This is a genomic window from Pseudomonas sp. McL0111, from assembly GCF_052567255.1.
Genome location: NZ_CP199585.1, coordinates 4,449,533 through 4,470,363, shown reverse-complemented (window position 1 = coordinate 4,470,363; position 20,831 = coordinate 4,449,533). Strand labels below are relative to the sequence as shown.

Annotated in this window: 18 protein-coding genes; 14 read left to right on the top strand and 4 right to left on the bottom strand. The window is 57.8% G+C overall.

The genetic code is table 11. The features are described from left to right. Positions 1-46 precede the first annotated feature (46 nt). Positions 47-316, bottom strand: a complete 270-nt coding sequence (locus tag ACTWLJ_RS20375) for a PepSY domain-containing protein (RefSeq protein WP_401211300.1) — start codon at positions 314-316, stop codon at positions 47-49. Positions 317-468: 152 nt separating this feature from the next. Between ACTWLJ_RS20375 and ACTWLJ_RS20370 the strand changes: the two genes are divergently transcribed. Then, positions 469-1,470, top strand: a complete 1,002-nt coding sequence (locus ACTWLJ_RS20370; RefSeq protein WP_445178197.1) for a FecR family protein — start codon at positions 469-471, stop codon at positions 1,468-1,470. 85 nt (positions 1,471-1,555) lie between these two features. On the opposite strand, the gene pvdQ is transcribed toward ACTWLJ_RS20370, so the two are convergent. Then, positions 1,556-3,901, bottom strand: coding sequence for a bifunctional acylase PvdQ (gene pvdQ, locus ACTWLJ_RS20365; protein WP_445178196.1), 2,346 nt, complete (start codon positions 3,899-3,901; stop codon positions 1,556-1,558). 305 nt (positions 3,902-4,206) lie between these two features. Between pvdQ and ACTWLJ_RS20360 the strand changes: the two genes are divergently transcribed. Next, positions 4,207-4,584 (top strand): fe2+ zn2+ uptake regulation protein, encoded by a 378-nt coding sequence (locus ACTWLJ_RS20360; protein WP_445178195.1) that lies wholly within the window; start codon positions 4,207-4,209, stop codon positions 4,582-4,584. A gap of 18 nt (positions 4,585-4,602) precedes the next feature. Here ACTWLJ_RS20360 and ACTWLJ_RS20355 read toward each other — a convergent pair whose 3' ends face one another. Beyond that, positions 4,603-4,791 (bottom strand): hypothetical protein, encoded by a 189-nt coding sequence (locus tag ACTWLJ_RS20355; RefSeq protein ID WP_401211290.1) that lies wholly within the window; start codon positions 4,789-4,791, stop codon positions 4,603-4,605. 157 nt (positions 4,792-4,948) lie between these two features. On the opposite strand from ACTWLJ_RS20355, the gene ACTWLJ_RS20350 reads away from it, so the two are divergent. The 6 genes from ACTWLJ_RS20350 to ACTWLJ_RS20325 all read left to right on the top strand — a co-directional run bounded on the left by ACTWLJ_RS20350 (position 4,949) and on the right by ACTWLJ_RS20325 (position 12,404). Next, positions 4,949-5,083 carry a hypothetical protein gene (locus ACTWLJ_RS20350; protein ID WP_401211287.1) on the top strand — a complete coding sequence of 45 codons (135 nt, stop codon included), beginning with the start codon at positions 4,949-4,951 and terminating at the stop codon, positions 5,081-5,083. Positions 5,084-5,333: 250 nt separating this feature from the next. Further along, on the top strand, positions 5,334-6,590 hold the full coding sequence (locus tag ACTWLJ_RS20345) for an MFS transporter (RefSeq protein ID WP_445178194.1): 1,257 nt from the start codon (positions 5,334-5,336) through the stop codon (positions 6,588-6,590). Between the two features lie 10 nt (positions 6,591-6,600). Next, positions 6,601-7,731: a LuxE/PaaK family acyltransferase gene (locus ACTWLJ_RS20340; RefSeq protein ID WP_445178193.1), complete on the top strand. Its 1,131-nt coding sequence runs from the start codon at positions 6,601-6,603 to the stop codon at positions 7,729-7,731. A 1-nt stretch (position 7,732) separates the two neighbouring features. After that, positions 7,733-10,138, top strand: a complete 2,406-nt coding sequence (locus ACTWLJ_RS20335; protein ID WP_445178192.1) for an acyl-CoA reductase — start codon at positions 7,733-7,735, stop codon at positions 10,136-10,138. A 38-nt stretch (positions 10,139-10,176) separates the two neighbouring features. Further along, positions 10,177-11,466, top strand: a complete 1,290-nt coding sequence (locus tag ACTWLJ_RS20330) for a phenylacetate--CoA ligase family protein (protein ID WP_445178191.1) — start codon at positions 10,177-10,179, stop codon at positions 11,464-11,466. Next, positions 11,466-12,404 (top strand): GNAT family N-acetyltransferase, encoded by a 939-nt coding sequence (locus ACTWLJ_RS20325; protein WP_445181389.1) that lies wholly within the window; start codon positions 11,466-11,468, stop codon positions 12,402-12,404. The genes ACTWLJ_RS20330 and ACTWLJ_RS20325 overlap by 1 nt, the downstream gene beginning before the upstream one ends. Positions 12,405-12,449: 45 nt before the next feature. Here ACTWLJ_RS20325 and ACTWLJ_RS20320 read toward each other — a convergent pair whose 3' ends face one another. Further along, positions 12,450-12,974: a hypothetical protein gene (locus ACTWLJ_RS20320; RefSeq protein WP_445178190.1), complete on the bottom strand. Its 525-nt coding sequence runs from the start codon at positions 12,972-12,974 to the stop codon at positions 12,450-12,452. A 379-nt stretch (positions 12,975-13,353) separates the two neighbouring features. Here ACTWLJ_RS20320 and ACTWLJ_RS20315 point away from each other — a divergent pair, with 379 nt between their 5' ends. From ACTWLJ_RS20315 to glgA, 6 genes are all read left to right on the top strand, one after another. Next, positions 13,354-15,345, top strand: a complete 1,992-nt coding sequence (locus ACTWLJ_RS20315) for a methyl-accepting chemotaxis protein (RefSeq protein ID WP_445178189.1) — start codon at positions 13,354-13,356, stop codon at positions 15,343-15,345. A 325-nt stretch (positions 15,346-15,670) separates the two neighbouring features. Next, positions 15,671-16,117 carry a DUF411 domain-containing protein gene (locus ACTWLJ_RS20310; protein WP_445178188.1) on the top strand — a complete coding sequence of 149 codons (447 nt, stop codon included), beginning with the start codon at positions 15,671-15,673 and terminating at the stop codon, positions 16,115-16,117. After that, the gene (locus ACTWLJ_RS20305) at positions 16,117-16,551 is read left to right on the top strand and encodes a YqaA family protein (RefSeq protein WP_445178187.1); all 435 of its coding nucleotides are present in this window, start codon (positions 16,117-16,119) and stop codon (positions 16,549-16,551) included. The genes ACTWLJ_RS20310 and ACTWLJ_RS20305 overlap by 1 nt, the downstream gene beginning before the upstream one ends. A gap of 86 nt (positions 16,552-16,637) precedes the next feature. Then, on the top strand, positions 16,638-17,663 hold the full coding sequence (locus tag ACTWLJ_RS20300; protein ID WP_445178186.1) for an alpha/beta fold hydrolase: 1,026 nt from the start codon (positions 16,638-16,640) through the stop codon (positions 17,661-17,663). A 13-nt stretch (positions 17,664-17,676) separates the two neighbouring features. Further along, positions 17,677-18,630, top strand: coding sequence for a D-2-hydroxyacid dehydrogenase family protein (locus ACTWLJ_RS20295; protein WP_445178185.1), 954 nt, complete (start codon positions 17,677-17,679; stop codon positions 18,628-18,630). Positions 18,631-19,230: 600 nt separating this feature from the next. Next, positions 19,231-20,817: a glycogen synthase GlgA gene (gene glgA, locus ACTWLJ_RS20290; RefSeq protein WP_401211259.1), complete on the top strand. Its 1,587-nt coding sequence runs from the start codon at positions 19,231-19,233 to the stop codon at positions 20,815-20,817. The last annotated feature ends 14 nt before the right edge of the window (positions 20,818-20,831 follow it).

Here is a 20,831-nt window from a genome sequence, read left to right as displayed (position 1 = left end):
ATGCGCAGGCAAATCTGCCTGCGCATTCAGTTATCGATTTCCGGCGTCAGTCTTTTTGATCGCGCAATACATTGCCCGATGCACCATCGATACGGAACTCGTAAACGACGCCATCGGCCTTGCGCCCTTCGCCTTTCCAGTAGCCGCTGTTATCAGCCTCGATTTCATAGACTTCGACATAGCCGGCCTTGGTTTTAACGATCTCGATAGCTTTTTCGATAGTGATCCATCCGGCTCCCGGCCGATCGGCCATGGCAGCACCAGCGCTGAACAAGGCTGCTGTAGCGATGATCGCGGCAAAAGTTCTTTTGATCATTTTTTCACTCCATTCATGAATGATGTTCCTCGGATGTCCTGTTTTTGGGCGTCCGGAGAAAAAATAAGTTCCACTTTGATGGGCAATTGCCATGACGGTTGTTCTCGGCACCTTGCCCGCAAGGTTAGAATGCAGGAAACCAGGACGGATCAATGACCCAAGAAACCCTCTCGGAAGCCGAATACGATGCGATCACCGATGCCGCCGCGCATTGGTGCATGCGTCTGCACGCTGTCGACTGCTCCGCAGAGGAGCGTCTGGCATTTGAGCAATGGCGCGACGCTCATCCGCTGCATGCATTCGAATATGAAGCCATGCTGGAAATCTGGGATGTCGCCGGGCATTTGCCGCGCCCTGAACCAGTGGTCACGTTGCCGATCAGCAAGCCCAGCTCCGTCTGGCGTCAATACACAGTGGCCGCTGCGGTTTGTGCACTCGCGTTGCCGCTGGCAGCGGTCGCCGGGTGGAACATGGGGTGGCTGCCCAACAGTTACCAGCACTTTGAATCAACCGGCAACTTGCGCCAGGTCACCTTGAATGACGGTAGTCAGGTTGAACTGAATCTGAACACCGAGCTGACCTACAGCAATTACAAGGATGAACGTCGTGTCACGCTGAAAAAGGGTGAGGCATTTTTCAGCGTCAGCCACGATGCCTCCCACCCGTTCGTTGTCAGGGCTGGCGACGGCAAAATCCGTGTGACCGGCACCCGATTCAACGTCTGGCTGTATGAAGATCAGGTGCGGGTCAATCTGGTCGAAGGTTCGGTACTGGTCACCAGCAATGCTGCATTGCCCGGTGACGGCCTGCGCCTCGGCCCGTCCATGAATGCCCAGTACAAACGCGGCGACTACATGCCGCAGATCAGCCAGACCTACGCCAACGACAATTCGCTGGCCTGGAGAAGCGGCAAACTGGTGCTCGACAACCTCGCACTGAACGACGCCTTGCCGCTGATCAATCGTTACCTGAGCAAACCGTTGATGCTTGCCGATAACAGTACCGGCACGATCCGCGTCGGTGGCGTCTACAACATCAAAGAGATCAACGGCCTGGTCAACACCCTGCCGCGGGTACTTCCGGTCTACCTGACCCGCAATACCGAAGGCAACCCGGTCATCAATTCGATGCCACGGCAGCCGCCAAAAGGCTAAAATCCCGAATGTTTATCCCATAACAAAAAAGCCGTTACCCCTGAAACAGGGCAGCGGCTTTCTTGTTCCTGCAATATCCGATCGTTTACTGCGTAGCAACCTTGGCAGACTTGCCCGCCACCTCGCGAACCGTCTGCACCTGATACTGCGGATCAGCCTCGATCTGCTGTTCAGTAAACGGCAACACGCTCCACTGTTTTTTCGAGAACGCCTCGGTCTGATCCCGCGAGTATTTCGACTCAGGATCGCTGGACAACGAGAACACCAGCAAGCCCTGAGCATGCGGCCCCTTGTCGTCAAAGGTCACCACTTGCAGATAGCTGGTGCCGCTGACCACTTCAAGTTTGCCGTCTTCACGCGGCACGCTCTGAATGGCGTTATAGATGCCCAAGGTACCCGGCCCGCCATGAATCGATGTTTGCTGGCCACCACTGTTCACCACCTGAATATCGCCCCAGCGCGTATCTGGTTTCAGACCCGTTTTTGTCGTCAACTCGACCGAGGCCAGCATCGCCTCACGCAGGGCCTTGGTCACCGCCGGTTGCTCGATAGCCAGACCTCGCGGCGTGTTTTGCGGGTCCTTTGGATCGAACGCCACACGCCAGACCTGCGGAGACTGTTGCAGGGTTTGCATGATGTTCTGGAAATGTACAAGGCCAATGCCGGAATCCAGGTTCGCTCGGCCATCCCACGTCTTGAGACTGCCGCACATCGCTTTCAAGGTAGCGGTGTCAGCGCCCAGATCACCGGCACAGAACTTTAATAGATCGGGCAGCACTTGAGTCGCCAGATACACCTTGTCATCCATCACCATGTGTTGCAGATCGGCCACCGCCAGCGGGCCTTTCTTGCCCAAGGCGTTCAGTCGATCCAGAGCAAATCGCGAGCGCATCCCCAGTGGCTGGTTTTCCTGACTGATCAGCGGCGAAAACCCGGTCAGCGGTTGCGCCGGGTTGGCCAGCCATGCCGAATCGTTGGAGTGCTGGACGAAGTCCTTGCGCATCAGTTGCGGTAACTGCGCCGACGCATAGATACCCTTCTGCGCGGCTTGCGGATCGACATCCCAGGCACATGCACTGTTGGAACCGTCGAGCACGATCATCTGCAAGCCAATACGCGGATCGCTGCACTTGGCCAGTTTCTCGGCACTGACGTTCGGCACCACCGACAGATTCATGTACAGCGTCTGGCCCTTGTCATCCACTGCCAGGGTGTTGACCCACGGGATGCCCTGAATCTTGTGCACCGAATCCTGCAAATCCTTGAGATTGGTTGCCTGATTCATCGCATACCACTGCTTGAGCACACGATCGTTTTCGATGTTGGCATCGCGCAGGCTGTAAGCGTATTGATTGTCCCAGTCGAGCTTGCCCGGCCACTGCACAATCGGGCCGAACTGCGAACTGTAGATATCACGCGATACCGGCACGACCTGGCCGTCAGCCTGTTTGACCTGCACGGTCACGGTCTGCTTGTTCAGCGGCAGCGACTTGCCATCCAGCAGGTAACGCGTTGGGTCTTGCGGATCAAGCTGCAACCGATACAACGTGAAATGCTTCGACGAATCGACCGTGTGAGTCCACGCCAGATGTTGATTGAAACCGATGTTGATCATCGGCAATCCCGGCAACGCAGCGCCCATGACGTCGAGCTTGCCGGGGATCGTCAGATGCATCTGGTAGAAACGCATGCCGCCGACCCAGGGGAAATGCGGATTGGCCAACAGCATTCCGCGACCGTTGAACGAGCGCTCGCTGCCAACTGCCACGGCATTGCTGCCGCGATCCAGAGCAAAGCGCTGCATGCGTACATCCGCCAACTGATAGGCGCCTGCATCGTGTCGAGTTTGCGCTGTGGCCTGTGGTGGCGTGGCACCGACGAGGGCTTCGGCAAACTGCCCTACCCCGCCCTCCACCAGCAACCGACGGGTCAGTTTGACCAGGTCCTCGGCGGCAATATCACGCACCCATTCGCCCTGGCATTGTTGCGGCAGGCCCTGCTGACGGCGCTCGGCGAGATAACGGTTGTAACCCTCGACATAGCCTTGCATCAGGTCTTGCACTTCGACGGGTTGTGCCTGCCAGAACGTCTTCACAGCCTCAGGCGTATTGAGCCAGGTGAAGAACACATCGCTGACGCGGTTTTCACGCTGTTCAACGGTGAACTGCTCCGGGCCGAAATAGCGTGAACGCTGACCATTGACCGTGATGATTTCATTGGCGAGCAGGCAAAGGTTGTCCTGCGCATAGGCATAACCGATACCGAACCCGAGGCCACGCTCGTTTTCAGCGCGAATATGCGGCACACCAAAACTGGTACGACGAATATCGGCACTGGTTGATGCAACGGGACTGAGCGCATGTGCCGACAGGCTGAGCCCGAAAAAAGTACCGGCGAGGGCCAACCCGGTTAACTGCCTGAAAATAATCACGCTCGCTCCTGATCAATAGGAAAACCGCCGTCTCGGGCGTGCCGCGATAAAATCTGCGGGCGCATTGGAGTCGGCCTGAAATTCACGCAGGCGCTTCAAGGCGCAATGCGGCTGTTCAGGAGACGAATTAGAAGAAAAAAATTTAGCCAGCCCGATAGGCTTTTCGAGCAGTCATTACAGGGAAACAACGAATCTGCGACAAATTTTCTACATATTTTCTTTCATGATTTGTCGTGCTGAAACGTCTTGTTTAGAGAGAGCACCCAAACCCGTTTCCTGATCAGGCTCTGAAAAGGAGTAATCGCATGTACAACTCGCAACTACCAACGGACGGTAGCCAGGCGCCACAAGGAGCTTCCATGGACCCACGCGCCAGCGATTTCGGGCAACGCATCGAGCGTCACGGCAATGAACGTATCCGTCTGCTGCTCAAGAGTTTCGGTCTGCGTACCAGCCTGATTCGCCTCAAGGTCATCGACGCTTTGTTGAGCGCCGCTCACAGCGAGCGTCGACTGGGCGTACGCGGCGTACACAGCTATCTGCTGGATCTGGACATTCCGCTGTCTTTTCTCAGCGTTCGGGAAGTTTTGAAGCGCTTGTGCGCCGAAGGTGTAGTCACCTTCAACGCAGACAAGAGCTACAGCCTGCATCCGCAAGCCGCGGCGGTACTCGACAGCGAGTGACGCTGACGGCAGACGCCGTCAAGGCTTGACCTTGCGGCGTATCACCCCGTTGATCACAACCACCACCACTGCGACGCCAATGGCGATGTACTGGAACGTCTTCTCATCGATCCTCCCGGTGCTTTGCAGCCAGGACAGACCGAGCATGGTCGCAAGTACTGCAAGGGCAATCAGAATCGAGTATTTCAAGCGTTGCTTCTGGGTCATTGCGGGTTCCTGAAACGTTCAAATGTATCCGGTTTGTATCCGTTTGCATGCCATGCACTTACCGTTTCAACGGGATGAGATGGCGCGGGCGGGGTCTCATGTTACAGCCGATGAAGAGTTTTGGCTTCATGACGGCTTAACCATGAGGATTTTTGAAATGTTCCGTCGAATCACCTGGCTGATTCCTGTACTCGCAGTGCTGGCCCTCAGTGGCTGCATCATCTTCCCCCACGGCGGCTGGCACGACGGCCATCGTTATTACCAGGAAGGTCCGGGGTACTACCATCGTTAGATGAGAGCGTTCTGAATATCCATATCAACTTGTTTCCCTACAACGATCGCGCCAGCAGCAATGTAGGCGCGATTTGTAGTTCATATGCCATGCGCCTGTAGGACATTTCACATACATTTGTAGCCATTGTTCATTCGTAAATATCCTTTCATATTTTGAGATATTTGGTCATATCAGAGACATTTGATCCGTCGACTTCCCGCCCTACTCTCTGCCGCCCTGACATTGAAACTCCAGAGCGTCTGACAGCATGCACCGAACACTCATCAACATCGGTCCCAGGCAAACACTCGGGTTCTGTCTGGCGATAACGTTCTTCGAACTTCTAACGTACATGGCCAGTGACATGATCATGCCGGCCATGCTGGCCGTTACCGAAGAATTGAAAGCTGACGTCCGACATGTTCCCAACGCGTTCAACCTGTACCTTATCGGCGGTGTCTGCCTGCAGTGGCTGATCGGCCCGCTCTCAGACCGTTTCGGCAGACGACCACTTTTATTGATCGGCTGCGCGCTGTTTGGCGTGTCTTGCGCGACGGCGTTCATGACCCAAAGCATTGAGGCGTTCAATGCATTGCGCTTGCTGCAAGGGATGGGGCTGGGTTTTGTCGTCGCCGTCAGCTACCCGGCTCTGCAGGAGGTATTCTGCGAAACCGATGCCGTGCGACTCATGGCGCTGCTGGGCAACGTTGCATTGCTCTCGCCGCTGCTCGGCCCGTTGATTGGTAGCCTGCTGCTCGAATGGCTGAGTTGGCGCCAGTTGTTTCTCGGGCTGGGTGTTTCGGCCGCCGTCACCTGGCTGGGATTGTTTGCCTGTATGCCGGAAACAATTGGCGTGATCCGGCGCGACGGGAAACGACAGGCAGCGCAAGCCTTCTCGCCGAAAGAAATTCTACGGCGCTACCTGACGCTGATTGGCAATCGCAAATTCGTCGGCGCGAGCCTGGCGCTGGGCTTGATGAGCCTGCCTCTGATCGCGTGGATCGGCCTTGCGCCACTGCTGTTGATTCAGTCACTGGGATTATCTGTGCGCGAGTACGGTTTGTGGCAGATCCCGATCTTTTCAGCAGTCATCGCCGGCAATCTACTGCTCGACCGACTGCTGCTCACTCACTCGCTTACCCGCATCATTGGCCTGGCCGTGTGGCCGTTCTGTCTCGGTCTGCTGAGCATGATCGCAGCCGCCCTGATCGACGCCTCCCTCGTCTGGCTGATCGCAGGTCTTGGCGTTTATGCGCTGGGGCTGGGTATGAGCAACGCCGCGCTGTATCGGCTTGCACTGTTCTCCAGCGATGACAGCAAGGGGCTGGTCTCGGCGATGATCGGCATGCTGTCGATCGCTGTCATGGGTGCTGGCGGATCACTCATCGCAACGATTGGCGGTTCACAAAGTATCGAATCGTTCGCCGTATGCGCTGCGCTTGGCGGCCTGTTCTGCCTGCCTTTTCTGTATCGGCTATTGCGCAACACTCCGGCGCTTCAAGCCCCGTCTGCCTCCCGTTCCTGAAGGACTATCGATGATTCATTTACCCCACAGCGACGCGCTCTGCGCGTTGACGCAACCCTATTGCCCGGAATCCGTACCGCAAGGCTTGTTCAATCAGGCCATGGCTGAAATCACCCGTTTTCATGCCGAGCATACGCCCGGCTACGCACATTGGCTCAACGCCAATGACATGCAGATCGAGGAGCTGGATCAACTGGACGACTGGGCACGACTGCCGCCGATCTTCGCCAGTTTTTTCAAGCGACACCTACTGCTCAGCCCTACAGGCGAAGATGCGCTGGAGTTGACCTCATCCGGTACCAGCGGCCAGAAAAGCCGCATGCGCTATGACCAGCGCAGCCTCTCGGCCGCGCAGTACATGGTCGAAAGAATTTTCCACGAGTACGGCTGGAACACCCCGGATACACCCTGCAACTACCTGTTGCTGAGCTACGAGCCCGAAGGGCAAATCACCCTGGGAACATCCTTTACTGACCAGTTCCTGTGTCGCTTCGCCCCGGTCAACCGCGTGGTTTATGCGCTGCGCCATAACGGCAACGGTCATCAGTTCGACCTGTTCGGGGTCATCGCAGCCTTGCAGGCATTTGCCGAAGAAGGCTTGCCGGTACGAATTTTCGGCTTCCCGGCGTTTCTCTGGCAAATCCTGCAACGCATGCAGGCTACCAGTGTGGCGAATGTGCAACTGCCGGCCGGCTCGCTGGCGTTTTTTGGCGGCGGCTGGAAAACCCAAGCCGCTGACGAGGTTCCCAAAGCGCAGTTGTATGCGCGAATTCAACAGCAACTGGGGATCGCCGCGCAGGACTGTCGTGACGGTTTCGGCGCGGTCGAACACGCCGTGCCCTACGTCGAATGTGCGCAGCATCACTTCCATGTACCGGTGTACTCGAAAGTGTATGTGCGCAACCCGGTCGATCTTTCTGTCCTGCCGTATGGCCAGCGCGGTTTGCTCGGTTTTGTATCGCCCTACATTTCATCGAGTCCGGCACACGCGGTGGTCATGAGCGACCTCGCGACCCTGCATCCGGGCACAAGTTGCGACTGCGGCCTGAGCAGCGACTGGTTCGAACTGCATGGCCGCGCCGGCACCGACGCTGGCCGAAGCTGTGCCATGGCGGCCTCTGAATTACTGGGGACTCACTGATATGTACTTGATCAACGGACAACTGCGCGCAGACTGCGACCTCGCCAGCGCCCTGGAACAACTTCATCGGGATCTGCCACAGAGGCTGGGCACGCCGCTTGAAACTGCAACGCTGATGGCCGCAGTTCAGGCGTTCGCCGAGCATTTGGCAAGCGCCGAGCCGAGTCTGGACACCGAACAACGTCAGGCGCTGATCGACTTTTGCCAGCCCCTGGCGCTGCAATCCAAGCTTGAGCGTGAACTCGGACTTCAGCCCCACTCCATGCGCCGCATTGACTATCGACAGGCGCGCTTCGAACGCTGGAGCCCACTCGGCCTGGTGATCCACATCACTCCCGCCAACGCCCCGCTACTGGCATTTTGCGCGGTGGTTGAAGGCCTGTTGAGCGGTAACGTCAACTGGCTGCGTCCCAGCAGCAGTGATAACGGATTCACAGCCCGTCTACTCAATACATTGGTGCATTGCGATGCCAGCGGCCAGGTCAAAGACTATGTTGCAGTGCTGCCGGCGAACACGGCGCAAATCGGCCAACTTTGCCAATACGCCAACGGCGTCTCGGCATGGGGTGGTGAAAAGGCGCTACAAGCGATTCGCCAACAGCTCCCGGCCGGCTGCCGCTGGATCGATTGGGGACATCGCATCAGCCTCATTTATCTGACGCCGGACAGCGCATCGCCATCCGTGCTCGATGCGGTGGTGGACGAAGTGTGCCGCCTCGATCAACAAGCCTGCTCCAGTCCGCAATGGCTGCTCGTTGACAGCGACGATGCCGAAGTCTTGCGTGACATCGGCGCCACACTGGCCGAAGCCTTTGAACGACGCGCCGGACAATGGCCCGCGCTGGCACCGACACTTCAGGAAGCTTCGCAGATCACCACCCAGGTCACTATGGCCCGACTCGCGCAAAGCTTCACCGCACAGACTGGCCAGATCTGGAGCACATCGAACTGGCGGGTCATCTGGAGTCACGATCAGCAGTTCGAACCCTCGCCGCTGTTTCGCAGCCTGATGCTCAAACCACTGCCGCGCGCCCTTGTCACCCGCACGTTGTTACCTTGGCGTAACGTCTTGCAAAGCTGCGCCTTGCTGTGTCCCGAAGCAGAGATTGCAGAACTGTCGCAGACACTTATCGCGGCTGGAGTCACGCGACTGGCGCCAATCAACGCCATCCATGACGGCTACGACGGCGAACCCCATGATGGCGTCTACGCCCTGCAACGTCTAAGCCGGCGAGTGTCGGTCAGCCTGGCACCATCGGTGCTGGCGACCCACGCCACGCTCGACCGTCAGCCCGCGCTGGCAACGTTGATCGACGCGCCGATCATGAGCAAAGAAGCCTTCGTTTCGCAGCCATTCAACCCGGTAACACAGTTGTATTTCCGCTCTGGTGGCAGCAGCGGCGTACCCGCGTTGTCAGGGTTCAGCTACGTGGATTTCCAGCGCCAGATGCGCGCAACTGCCGACGGTCTGCTGGCCGCCGGCATCGACCCGGGGGGTGACAGAGTCATGAACCTGTTCTTCAGTGGCGGGTTATACGGCGGATTTTTCAGTTTTGCCAAGGTGCTGGAACTACTCGGCGTCACGCATCTGCCGATGGGCGCGCCGACCGATGAGGACTACAGCGAAATCGTGCAACTGATCGTCGAGCAGCAGGTCAGCGTGTTGATCGGCATGCCAAGTACCCTGCATCGCTTGTTTATCGACGAACAGCAGCGCCTGCGGGCCTACGGCGGCATCCGCAAAGTGTTTCTCGGCGGCGAACACATCAGTGAGTCCTGTCGCCAATTGCTCGAAAGCTGCGGCGTGAAGCTCATTCGCTCAGCCATTTACGGCAGCGTCGATGCCGGTCCGCTTGGACATGCCTGTCACGCAACGGCGGATGGCATCTTTCATTTGATGAGCGACATCCAGCAACTGGAAATCGTTGATTTTGATCATGATCAACCGTTACAGAACGGTGAAGTCGGTCGCCTGTTGATTACCTCGCTGGCGCGTCAGGGGCAATCCGTCCGGCGCTACGACGTGGGCGACAGCGGACGCTGGGTACTGGGGGCATGCGCATGCGGTCTTGGGTCGCCACGCTTCGAACTGCTTCAGCGCCACGGCAAGCTGATCCGCATCGGCACTGACTTCATTTCTCTGGCGGAGCTGGCGCAACAGCTGCAAACCCGGTTTCAGCTGATTCTTGACCACGCACCTGATGGACTGGAGCGCATGCGGATTCGCAGCGAACGGCAAGCGGCGGATGTCCATCAACGGCTGTCGGGCTACTCGACGCTGAGCACATTGGTCGAGACCGGGTTGCTGGCGGTAGAAGTTGAAACCTGCGCAATCGAAGCATTCTCTCGCAACAAACACAGCGGCAAGACGCCGTTATTGATCGATATGCGCCGCCAAGAGCATTGATCGCACTCGATACAGCCATTTTTTATAAGAACGACAGAATGAACACGACCGTTGATTTGAACAGCCTGATCGGCTTCGCCCGACAGCACTCGAACTACTACAAGGAACACTTTCGGGAAATCCCGGAGGGCGTGAACACACTGGCCGACCTTCCTCTGGCAGACCCTGCACAATATTGGCAAGGGAGTCAGCAGCTTGAGCAGTGGCCAGTGCTGACATCCGCCATTGGCAGCGCATTGGTCTTCAGAACCGGCGGGACAACCGGTTCCGGCAAGCTGTCGATATACACCCGTGACGAGTGGCAAACACTGGTAAGCGACTTTGGCACTCATCTCACCGCACAGCTGAACGAGGGTGATCGGGTCGCCAATCTGTTCTTCGTCGGTGATCTTTATGCCAGCTTCATGTTCACCCACGACTCGCTTGCGCATGTAAAAGTGGGAGTCACCGAGTTCCCGTTCACCGGAGATGTGGATTCCAGCGTGCTGGCCGATTCCATCCATGCCTTTCGGATCAATGTGCTGGCCGGCGTACCGGCGCACTTGCTGAAATTTTCCGCATGGATGGAGCAAAGGTCACTGACGCTTGAAGGCGTGCAGACCTTGCTCTACGGCGGTGAAAGCCTGTTCCCAGCGCAACTGCAGGTGCTCACACGGGTATTCCCCAATGCGCGGATTGCCTCCATCGGCTACGCGAGCGTCGACGCCGGTTTAATCGGCACCAGTGAGCGCGATTGCGCCTTGGGTGAACACCGCATGCTTGAACACCACAGCGTGCTGGAAATCATCGACGAGCTGACGGGCGAGGTGATTGAAGAATGCGGTCGCAACGGACTGCTGGTAATGACCAACCTCACCCGTCAGCTAATGCCGTTGATCCGCTATCCGGTGGGCGACCTCGCCTGCTGGCGCGAACCCGGCGCAACTCCCCGGCGCAAGTTTGCGCTGATGGGCCGCAGCATGAACAGTCAGCGCGTTCGGGTGAGCATATTGACCTTGCAGATCTTCGATATAGGCGAAATCGTGCAACGCCGCGTCGCCAGCGATGACTGGCAACTGGTCATCGAGCAGCGCGGACAGAAAGATCTGCTGACCCTCAAGTGGGTTCCGGCCGCCGAATTGAGAGACAGCGACGATGCCAGTGATTTGCTCAAGAGCGCATTGATCGAGCGTTACCCAATGATCGAACAACTGACTACCGATCATCTGCTTGAGCTACACGTAACCGGTTGCACGGGCGATGACCTCGCCTGCCATCCGCGCTCCGGTAAACGTCAACGGGTGGCGGATCTGCGCGAATATGATTGTTTGCCCCAGAGGCAGACATGATGGATAACCTGACGCTGCGACGCTATCGCGTCAGTGACGCCTCGGCCGTGAGCTCGCTGTTCCGCAGGATCTACGGAGATCATTACGCTCAACCTCACGTGTATCTGCCGTGCATGTTCAGCCAGAACCACAAAGAAGGTCGCTGGCATTCACTGTTGGCCGTGGACAACGAACAAATACGTGGGCACGCGACCTTGTTTCGCGAGCTCAGCCGCAGTGCTTCCAAAGGGACACGAACGGCAGAGCTGGCGTTGAGCGTGGTTGATCCAGACACCCGCGGACAGAACATTGCAACGCGCCTGGGTCAGAAACTACTGATTCATGCACAAGCACTCGATTGCCACAGCGTTACCATCAAACAGGTAACGCAACATCCTTACACCCAACGCATGGCGAGCACTCTGGGGTTTCACAGTACCGGTTTGTTGCCTGACTATGTGGCCTCGCCATTTGGCGAACTGAACCGGGAAACCCTCGTGCTCGGTTTCCAGCCGATCGATGGCTATCCGCGCCCTCTCCCCGCGCTGGTCTGGCCCGAGGACTGTCGCGAGCTCATGCTGCACTTGAGCGCGGTATTCAGCACGCAGGAAACCCAATCCCCCTGGAAAGGCCCGAGCGTGCATTTCGATGAATCATCAGGCCGTTATGACATCCGCATCAAAGAGCTGGACGCCAGCTTGCTTGATCAATTGCGGCAACTCCCGGCGCATTGGTTGATATCGCTCAGGCTGAGACTGGCGAAGGGCTTTACCGACGCCATGCAGCAGCTCTCGACGCTGGGTTTTGCATTCACTGGAGTTGCCCCGGATGACCGGAGTGAGGGATGGCTGGCGCTGTTTCACCGAGGATATGGGGCGCGCAAACTGACATTGCATTGCCCACACATGCAGCGCTTGCATGACCGCGCGCAACAGCAGGCGGGTCTGTTTGAGGGGTGAAAATAATCGAGGCCCGTCCAGAGTTGAACGGGCCAGGCATCGAGCTTACGCCTTGGCTTTGACGCCGGCGTCCACTGGTTTTGCCGCGTTGCCTTCGCCATACGTCTTCAGGTTCTGAAGCACATAGATGGCTTTTTTATACTCGGGGATCAGCGCCTTGCCGTAGAAATTGCCGTTCAGGCCATTGGTCTGGATGGCATCCAGCTGAGTCGCAAAATACGCCAATGCATCGAACTTGGCGTCAGGGTCCTGCACGCCGAAACGGTCAAACTTGTCACCGGCATTGAACAGGCTGATCGAGGTCACCTCGGAGATCAGCCCTCGGCCACGCAGAAACGAACTCAGATTACCCAGTTGTTTTGCCGTGACGTTCGTAGGGTCGAAGCCCTTGATCTGCTTGCGCAGGTTCTGTTTATCCATCTCGGCAGTGTTCAGCGCGTTCGGATCGTTGCCGACCATGGTGAGCATCTGCTGGACCTTGACGCTCTGAGCGACTTGTTTTTTCGCGCCCGTATTGCGTACCAGAACACCAGCCTTGGCCTGCCAGGTACCGGTATAGCCGATAGTCATGAGAGGACTCCCTGTGAGATGACCATGAAAACGTCCTTTTGAAAGACTCGAATGCCGCGAGTATCTACCGGCGAACTGGTGGCACCAAAACTATAAATGCCTTTCTTTACAATTCTTATACATTCTCGATACAAATGCCAAGAGCACTGTAAATGCTGGCCCGCCGCTCTTTTGAAAGTCCTTAGCCATAGTTTTTTTGTTCTAACGATCGAGCTGGCCGGTGTCCTTGTATCAGATCTGATACCTGCCATCGGTCGATATCGGAGTTTCCTGGACGAAAGTACCTAAAGCTTCCTCATTCACCGACGATACGCTGACATGCCCCCGCGCCTTTTCTCCTCGCCCCCACAATAAAAACGCAGCACAAGGACCGGTTTCCATGCCCGCATTCCGCACCATTCAGGCTCGCTACACGCTGTTTCTGGTTCTGTTTATCCTGCTGCTATCGGTATTGACCGTGGTCGGTATCAGCCAACTCGTTGCACCCAAACTGCGTCATACCGAAGAACAGGTGGTGCTCAACCGCATCGCTGAAGTCGCCGAGCAGATTCAGGGCGAGCTGAACAAGGTTCAGGCGCAACAACGCAGCATCACCCAGACCATTCCGCTGCTCGACAGCGCGGCCATCGACACGGTGTTGCCGGGTCTGGTCGATCAGTACGGCGAGTTGAAAGTGTTCGGTGGCGGTATCTGGCCCCTGCCCGGTCAGCGTGAGGCGGGACGCAACAAGTTCAGCACCTTCTGGCATCGCGATGCCTCGGGCAAACTGGCGGTCAACACCTTCTGGAACAGCGACGCAGCGCCCAACTACTACGATCAGAGCTGGTACAAGGGCGGCATGCAGACCCCGCGCGGCCAGTGCGCCTGGGCTGCAGCCTATAAAGATGACGCGAGCGCCGAGCCACGTACCAACTGCGCCATGGCCATCCAGAAGAATGGCGTGTCCTGGGGCGTATCGACCATCGACGTGACCCTCGGTTTCTTCAATGATCTGGTGGCACGCAAGGAAAAAGACCTCAACGCTGAAATGCTGATCGTTGAAGCCGATGGCAAGATCATTAGCAACAGCTCACGCATCAGCGGCCCGATCGTGTTGAAGAACATCAGCGATCTCGCCTCAAGTTCGACCTTTGCCAGCCAGGTTAAAACCGGCCTGCAAAACCGCGATCAAGCGCAGCGCGTCGAGTTCGACAACAACGGTGAAGCCAGCACCTTCTTCATGCGTCCAATCGAAGGCACGCCGTGGTTCCTTGCCACTGCCCTGCCGACCAAGATGCTCACTGCCCAGCGTGATGATGTGCTCAGCACCTTGAGCCTGTTGCAGATTCCGCTGGTCATTCTGCTGGTGCTGTTGCAGGTCTATGCGATCCGTCAGTTGGTTCAGCGCATGAAAGCCCTGAAAGCCAACATTGATTTGCTGTCCAGTGGCGATGCCGATCTGACTCGGCGTATCACTATCCGTGCCGAAGATGAACTCGGTGCCATCGGTCACTCGATCAACGCCTTTATTACATACCTGCAAAACATGATCGGCGAAGTCACTCAAGCCACCGGCGCCATGGCCTCGAGTCTCGACGGTCTGCAACGCACCTCGGCGCACACCAGCCAGATCCTGCTGCGTCACGCTTCGGAAACCGATCAGACCGTGACGGCCATCACCGAAATGAGTTCCACCGCTGAAAGCGTCGCGCAAAATGCCGCCGAAACCGCTGCGTTCACCCAGCGCGCCAACGAAAACGCCGATCGTTCCCGCGTGGTCGTTGGTGAAGCCTCCAGCAGCGTAATCGCACTGATCGACGAGGTGGCCAGCGCCACCCACAAAGTCGAAAGCATGCAACAGGACGCCCAGCGCATTACCGAGATTCTCGGGGTGATCGGCGCGATTGCCGGCCAGACCAACCTGCTGGCGCTCAACGCCGCCATCGAGGCTGCGCGTGCCGGTGAACAAGGTCGCGGCTTTGCAGTGGTGGCCGACGAAGTGCGCGCCCTCGCCGCCCGCACTCAAGCCAGCACTTCGGAAATCAACGAAATGCTGGCTCGTCTGACTCAAGGTGTGAGTTCTTCGGTTGCCGCCATGGAAAACACTCAGGCCAGTTGCCAGTCAGCTGCCGACGCTACCGCACGGGTCAACTCGGGTCTGGATGAAATGGCCGGTTCGGTCAGTCACATCAATAGCCTCAGCACTCAGATCGCCACCGCCGCCGAGCAGCAAAGCGCGGTGACCGAAGAGATCAACCGCAGCATGGTGCAGATCCGTCATATGGTTGAAGAACTGGTACAAAGCGGTCACGCCAGCGAACTCAACACCCGGCAGTTGCTCGAAGCCAACAGCCGCGTCAGCGCGATCATGGGCCGCTTCAAAGTCCGCTAAATTGCCAATTGAACATTGTGGCGAGGGAGCTTGCTCCCGCTGGGTTGCGAAGCAGCCCCAAAATCTGCCATCTGTCTCGGCAGATAAATCGGGCAATCCTGAACGACTGCTTCGCAGCCGAGCGGGAGCAAGCTCCCTCGCCACAGAGGTTTGGGTTCTGAATCTGACAGATTTGTAATCTCGTACTCAGTGGGCTGTCAGGCTGGATCGACGATCATCCTGCCGACTTGCCTTGTATCAACTTGAAACACTCCGTTGATGCCGTGCAGGATAATCCGGTCAAAATGCTTTCCTTTTTGACCGTCATCCTTGTCGAGAATCCATCATGCGAACCTCCCTGCGACTGGCCGCCCTGAGCGCCCTGTTCATCTCTTCCCTGGCCCAGGCCGCCGATCTGATCCCGATTGAAGTGCACCGTGACGCCAATTGCGGTTGCTGCAAGAAGTGGATCAGCCACCTGGAAGCCAACGGCTTCAAGGTCGAAGATCACGTCGAAGCCGACATGAGCAGCTTCAAGCAACAACATGGCGTACCACCGCGTCTGGCGTCGTGCCATACCGGGATCATCAACGGCAAATTCGTCGAAGGCCATGTACCCGCCGACCAGGTGTTGGCGCTGAGCAAACGCGACGACCTGCTGGGCGTTGCCGCGCCAGGGATGCCGATCGGTTCGCCGGGAATGGAAATGGACGGCATGAGCGACGCTTATCAAGTGATCGGCCTGACAAAGAATGGTGCTGATGTCGTGGTGGCGGATTACCCGGCCCACTGATGGCGGTGGCTTATTTAGGGCTGTTCTTCGCCGCATTCGGTGCGGCGACGCTGTTGCCGCTGCAATCTGAAGCGCTACTGGTGGGGTTGCTGCTCAGCGACCGTTATTGGCTATGGGGCCTGCTGGCCGTGGCGACGCTGGGCAATGTGCTGGGTTCAGTGGTCAACTGGTGGCTGGGGCGCCGGCTTGAGCAATTTCAGGATCGACGCTGGTTTCCGGTCAGTGCCAAGCACATGGCCAACGCGCGCAAGCATTATCAGCGTTACGGGCATTGGTCGTTATTGCTCAGTTGGCTGCCGATCATCGGCGACCCGCTGACCTTGATTGCCGGTGTGATGCGCGAGCCGCTCGGGCGTTTCCTGCTGATCGTCACCCTGGCCAAAGGCGCACGTTATGCGGTGCTGGCGATGTTGACCCTCGGCTGGGTCGGTTGAACGATTGAGCGCGGACATTGCCTGTTTTTAACGTCGCCCTAATCCAGCCGTTCCAGCATCGGCCGATTTCAATGGAGTTTGCCCCTATGTCCGTCACGTTTCCCCGCTGGCTGCCCGGCCTGTTCCTGACCGCCGCCCTGCCGTTGATGGCGCATGCCGAAGGCCCGCAATACGGCCCGGAACTGCAAGGTTTCGAATACCCCTACACGCTTAAACACTTCGCCTTCCAATCCCAAGGCAAATCCCTGCAAATGGGTTACATGGATGTCGCCGCCCATGGCAAAGCCAACGGCAGAACCGTCGTACTGATGCACGGCAAGAATTTTTGCGGCGCAACCTGGGACAGTTCGATCAAAGCCCTCAGCGAGTCCGGTTACCGGGTGATCGCACCGGATCAGATTGGCTTCTGCACCTCCAGCAAACCGGATAACTACCAATACAGCTTCCAGCAACTGGCAACCAACACCCAGCAACTGCTCAAAGCGCTGGGCATTCAGAAAGCCACCCTGTTGGGGCACTCCACCGGCGGCATGCTCGCCACCCGTTACGCACTGCTGTTCCCGGATCAAGTCGATCAACTGGCGCTGGTCAATCCAATCGGTCTGGAAGACTGGAAAGCCCTCGGCGTACCCTATCGCACCGTTGACCAGTGGTATCAGCGTGAACTCAAAGTCACCGGCCAAAGCATTCGCGACTATGAGCGCACGACTTATTACGATGGTCGCTGGAAACCCGAATTCGACCGTTGGGTCGACATGCTCGACGGCCTGAGCAACGGCCCGGGCAAAACCCAGGTGGCCTGGAACTCTGCGCTGATCTACGACATGATTTTCACCCAACCGGTGTATTACGAATTCAAGAATCTGAAGATGCCGACGCTGCTGCTGATCGGTACGTCCGACACCACTGCCATCGGCAAAGACATCGCACCACCCGAGGTGAAAGCGAAGATCGGCCACTACGAAGTACTCGGCAAGCAAGTCGCGAAGCTGATTCCGCAGTCCACGCTGGTGGAATTCCCCGGCATGGGCCATGCACCACAAATGGAAGAACCGGAGCAATTTCACAAGGCGTTGCTCGACTGGCTGAACAAAACCAATCCCGTGCGTTGATGAGGTAAGGCTGATGGCGGTGCAGATTGCAGTGATCGATGACTGGCAGGACGTGGCCCGCGAGGTGGTCGACTGGTCGGTGCTGGAGAGTATCGGTGAGGTGACGTTCGTCCACGACTACCCGGCGGACAACACCACGATGGCCGAACGACTGGCCAGGTTCGAAGTGATCTGCGTCATGCGCGAACGCACACGTTTCGATGCGGACCTGCTTGAACGCCTGCCCAAGCTGAAATTGCTGGTGACTGGCGGCATGCGCAACGCGGCGCTGGACATCGCGGCAGCGACGAAGCTCGGGATCAAGGTCAGCGGCACCGACAGCTACAAACACGCGGCGCCGGAACTGACCTGGGCGCTGATCATGGCCGCCACGCGCAATCTGGTGAACGAGGCAAACTCGTTGCGCGCCGGCAAGTGGCAGCAAGGCCTGGGCGGCGACCTGCATGGCAAGACTCTGGCCATTCTCGGTTTGGGCAGCATCGGCCAGAAAGTAGCGAAGTTCGGGCAAGCGTTTGGTATGCGCGTGATCGCCTGGAGCGAAAACCTCACCACCGAACGCGCTGAACAGGCCGGCGTTACTTATGTCAGCAAGCAGCAATTGTTCGAGCAGGCCGATGTGCTTTCGGTGCATCTGGTGCTCAGCGAACGCAGTCGAGGGCTGGTGGATGCGCAGGCGCTAGGCTGGATGAAACCCACGGCGTTGCTGGTCAACACTGCGCGTGGACCGATTGTTGATGAGGCGGCGCTGATCAAGGCCCTGCAGAAACAGCACATTGCCGGTGCAGTATTGGATGTATTCGATGAAGAACCGCTGCCGCCGATGCACCCGTTTCGCACACTGGAAAACGTATTGGCCACCCCGCATGTCGGCTATGTCAGTCGCAAGAACTACGAACAGTTCTTTTCGCAGATGATCGAAGATATTCAGGCGTGGTCAGCGGGCAAATCAATTCGCCCACTGAACTGAGTTTGTCCTGACTGACGCCATCGCGGGCAAGCCCGCTCGCACAGGGATCGAGTCGTACACAACATTTGTGAACGCCGCCAAACCTGTGGGAGCGGGCTTGCCCGCGAAGAGGCCCTGACAGTCAGCCAATCAACAAACTGCCCGCACCACAACAGTGCAAACGCCTTCCCCGCTAGCACAAAACCATGACCACCCAGTCACCGTTTTAGCCCATCCCGCCAAAAATACCTGCCCTTCGTCGGTGCGTATCACCCCCACCCTCTGCGAATCACGCTGCCCGCAAACCGATTGTCGAACAATTTACCTTTTTGCCCGGGCCCGCTCTAGGATCTGGCCTAGACTGGATTTCGCGGGGTAAAACCGGCTGGTCACAAACTGGAAAAATTCTCGAAACTTTTGCAGATCGCGACGGGTCATCAGAAAGGTAGCGTCAACGCGACTGGTGCAATCCTTGCAACGCCCCCTTCACCCATTCTGCTTGCGCGTGTTGGGTAGCGTTTGCTCACCGATGCGTGGCGCGTTTGCGCCTGGCCACAGGACTCTGGCCACGGAAATCGCTTGTTAAAGACAAGAATCAGATCAACGACACGGGAGATTCATATGATCAGTGCGGCATTGGATATTCAGGGAGAGCGTGCTCAACCATCGATTGGCGAATCGAGCACCGTGAGCGTTCCCGGCAGCCGGTCGATCAACGTCCCGAGCACCAGAACGCTTGCCCCGGTGGCCAGTCAGAATCCAAACAAGAAGAAAGTGTTGTTCGTTACCTCGGAAATCGCCGATCTGGTCAAGACCGGTGGCCTGGGTGACGTTTCTGCCGCCCTGCCCCGCGCCATGGCGCACCTGCATGATGTTCGCGTGCTGATCCCCGGTTACCCGCAAGTGATGCACAGCGAAAACCCGATCCACATCATCGGCGAACTCGGCGGCCATGCGGCGCTGCCACCTTGCCAGATCGGGCGCATGGACATGCCTGACGGTCTGGTGATCTACGTACTGATCTGCCCCGAACTCTACGAGCGCGAAGGTTCGCCTTACGGCGCCAACAATGGTCGCGACTGGCCGGACAACCATATTCGTTTCGCCCGCCTGGGTCTGGCCGCTGCCGATATCGCTGCTAACCTTGCACAGATTCACTGGTGTCCGGACCTGGTGCACGCCCACGATTGGCCTGCCGGTCTGGCGCCTGCTTATATGCACTGGCGCGGGCAGCGCACGCCAACGCTGTTCACCATCCACAACCTCGCCTATCAAGGCGTGACCAGCCTCGGCTCGTGCCCGGAGCTGGGTATTCCTCACCATGCCCTGCAACAGGAAGGCATGGAGTTCTACGGCAAGATGTCTTTCCTCAAGGCCGGCATGGCGTATTCAAGCCATATCACCACGGTCAGCGCGACCTATGCGCAGGAAATCACTACCCCGGATTTCGGCTGCGGTCTCGACGGTTTTCTTGCCGCCAAGACCCAGCAAGGTTTGCTCAGCGGTATCCCCAACGGCATTGACGAGAGCTGGGATGCGGCCACCGACCCGCACCTGTTCGCGCCATTCGCCATCGGCGACTGGGAAGGTAAAGCAGTAAACGCGGCGCATGTTCGTGAACTGTTCGGCCTCGCCGATTCCGAAGGCCCGCTGTTCGCCGTGGTCTCGCGTCTGGTCTATCAAAAAGGTCTGGACCTGACTGAAGCGGTGTCCGAATACATCGTCGAGAACGGTGGCCAGATCGCAATCATCGGCCGTGGCGAGCCGGAAGAAGAACAGGCCATGCGCGAACTGGCGCTGCGTTTCCCCGGCCAGATCGGCGTGCGTATCGGCTTCAACGAAACCGATGCCCGGCGCATGTTTGCCGGCAGCGATTTCCTGCTGATGCCTTCGCGGTACGAGCCCTGCGGCCTGAGCCAGATGTATGCGCAGCGTTTCGGCTCGTTGCCGGTGGCGCGCAATACCGGCGGGCTGGCCGACACCATTGAAAACGGCGTCACCGGATTCCTGTTCGACGAGTCCACTGTCGAAAGCTACCGAGAAGCGCTGAGCCGCGCCTTCAAGGTGTTTGCGTTCCCCGAACTACTCAATGCCATGCGTTGCCGGGCGATGGCCGCGCCGTTCAACTGGTGCAAAGCGGTCGAACCCTACGCCGAACTCTACGAGCAACTGGTGGCCAAGGCACTGGGTAAAACCGGCCACAAATAACCAGGGAGGTTATC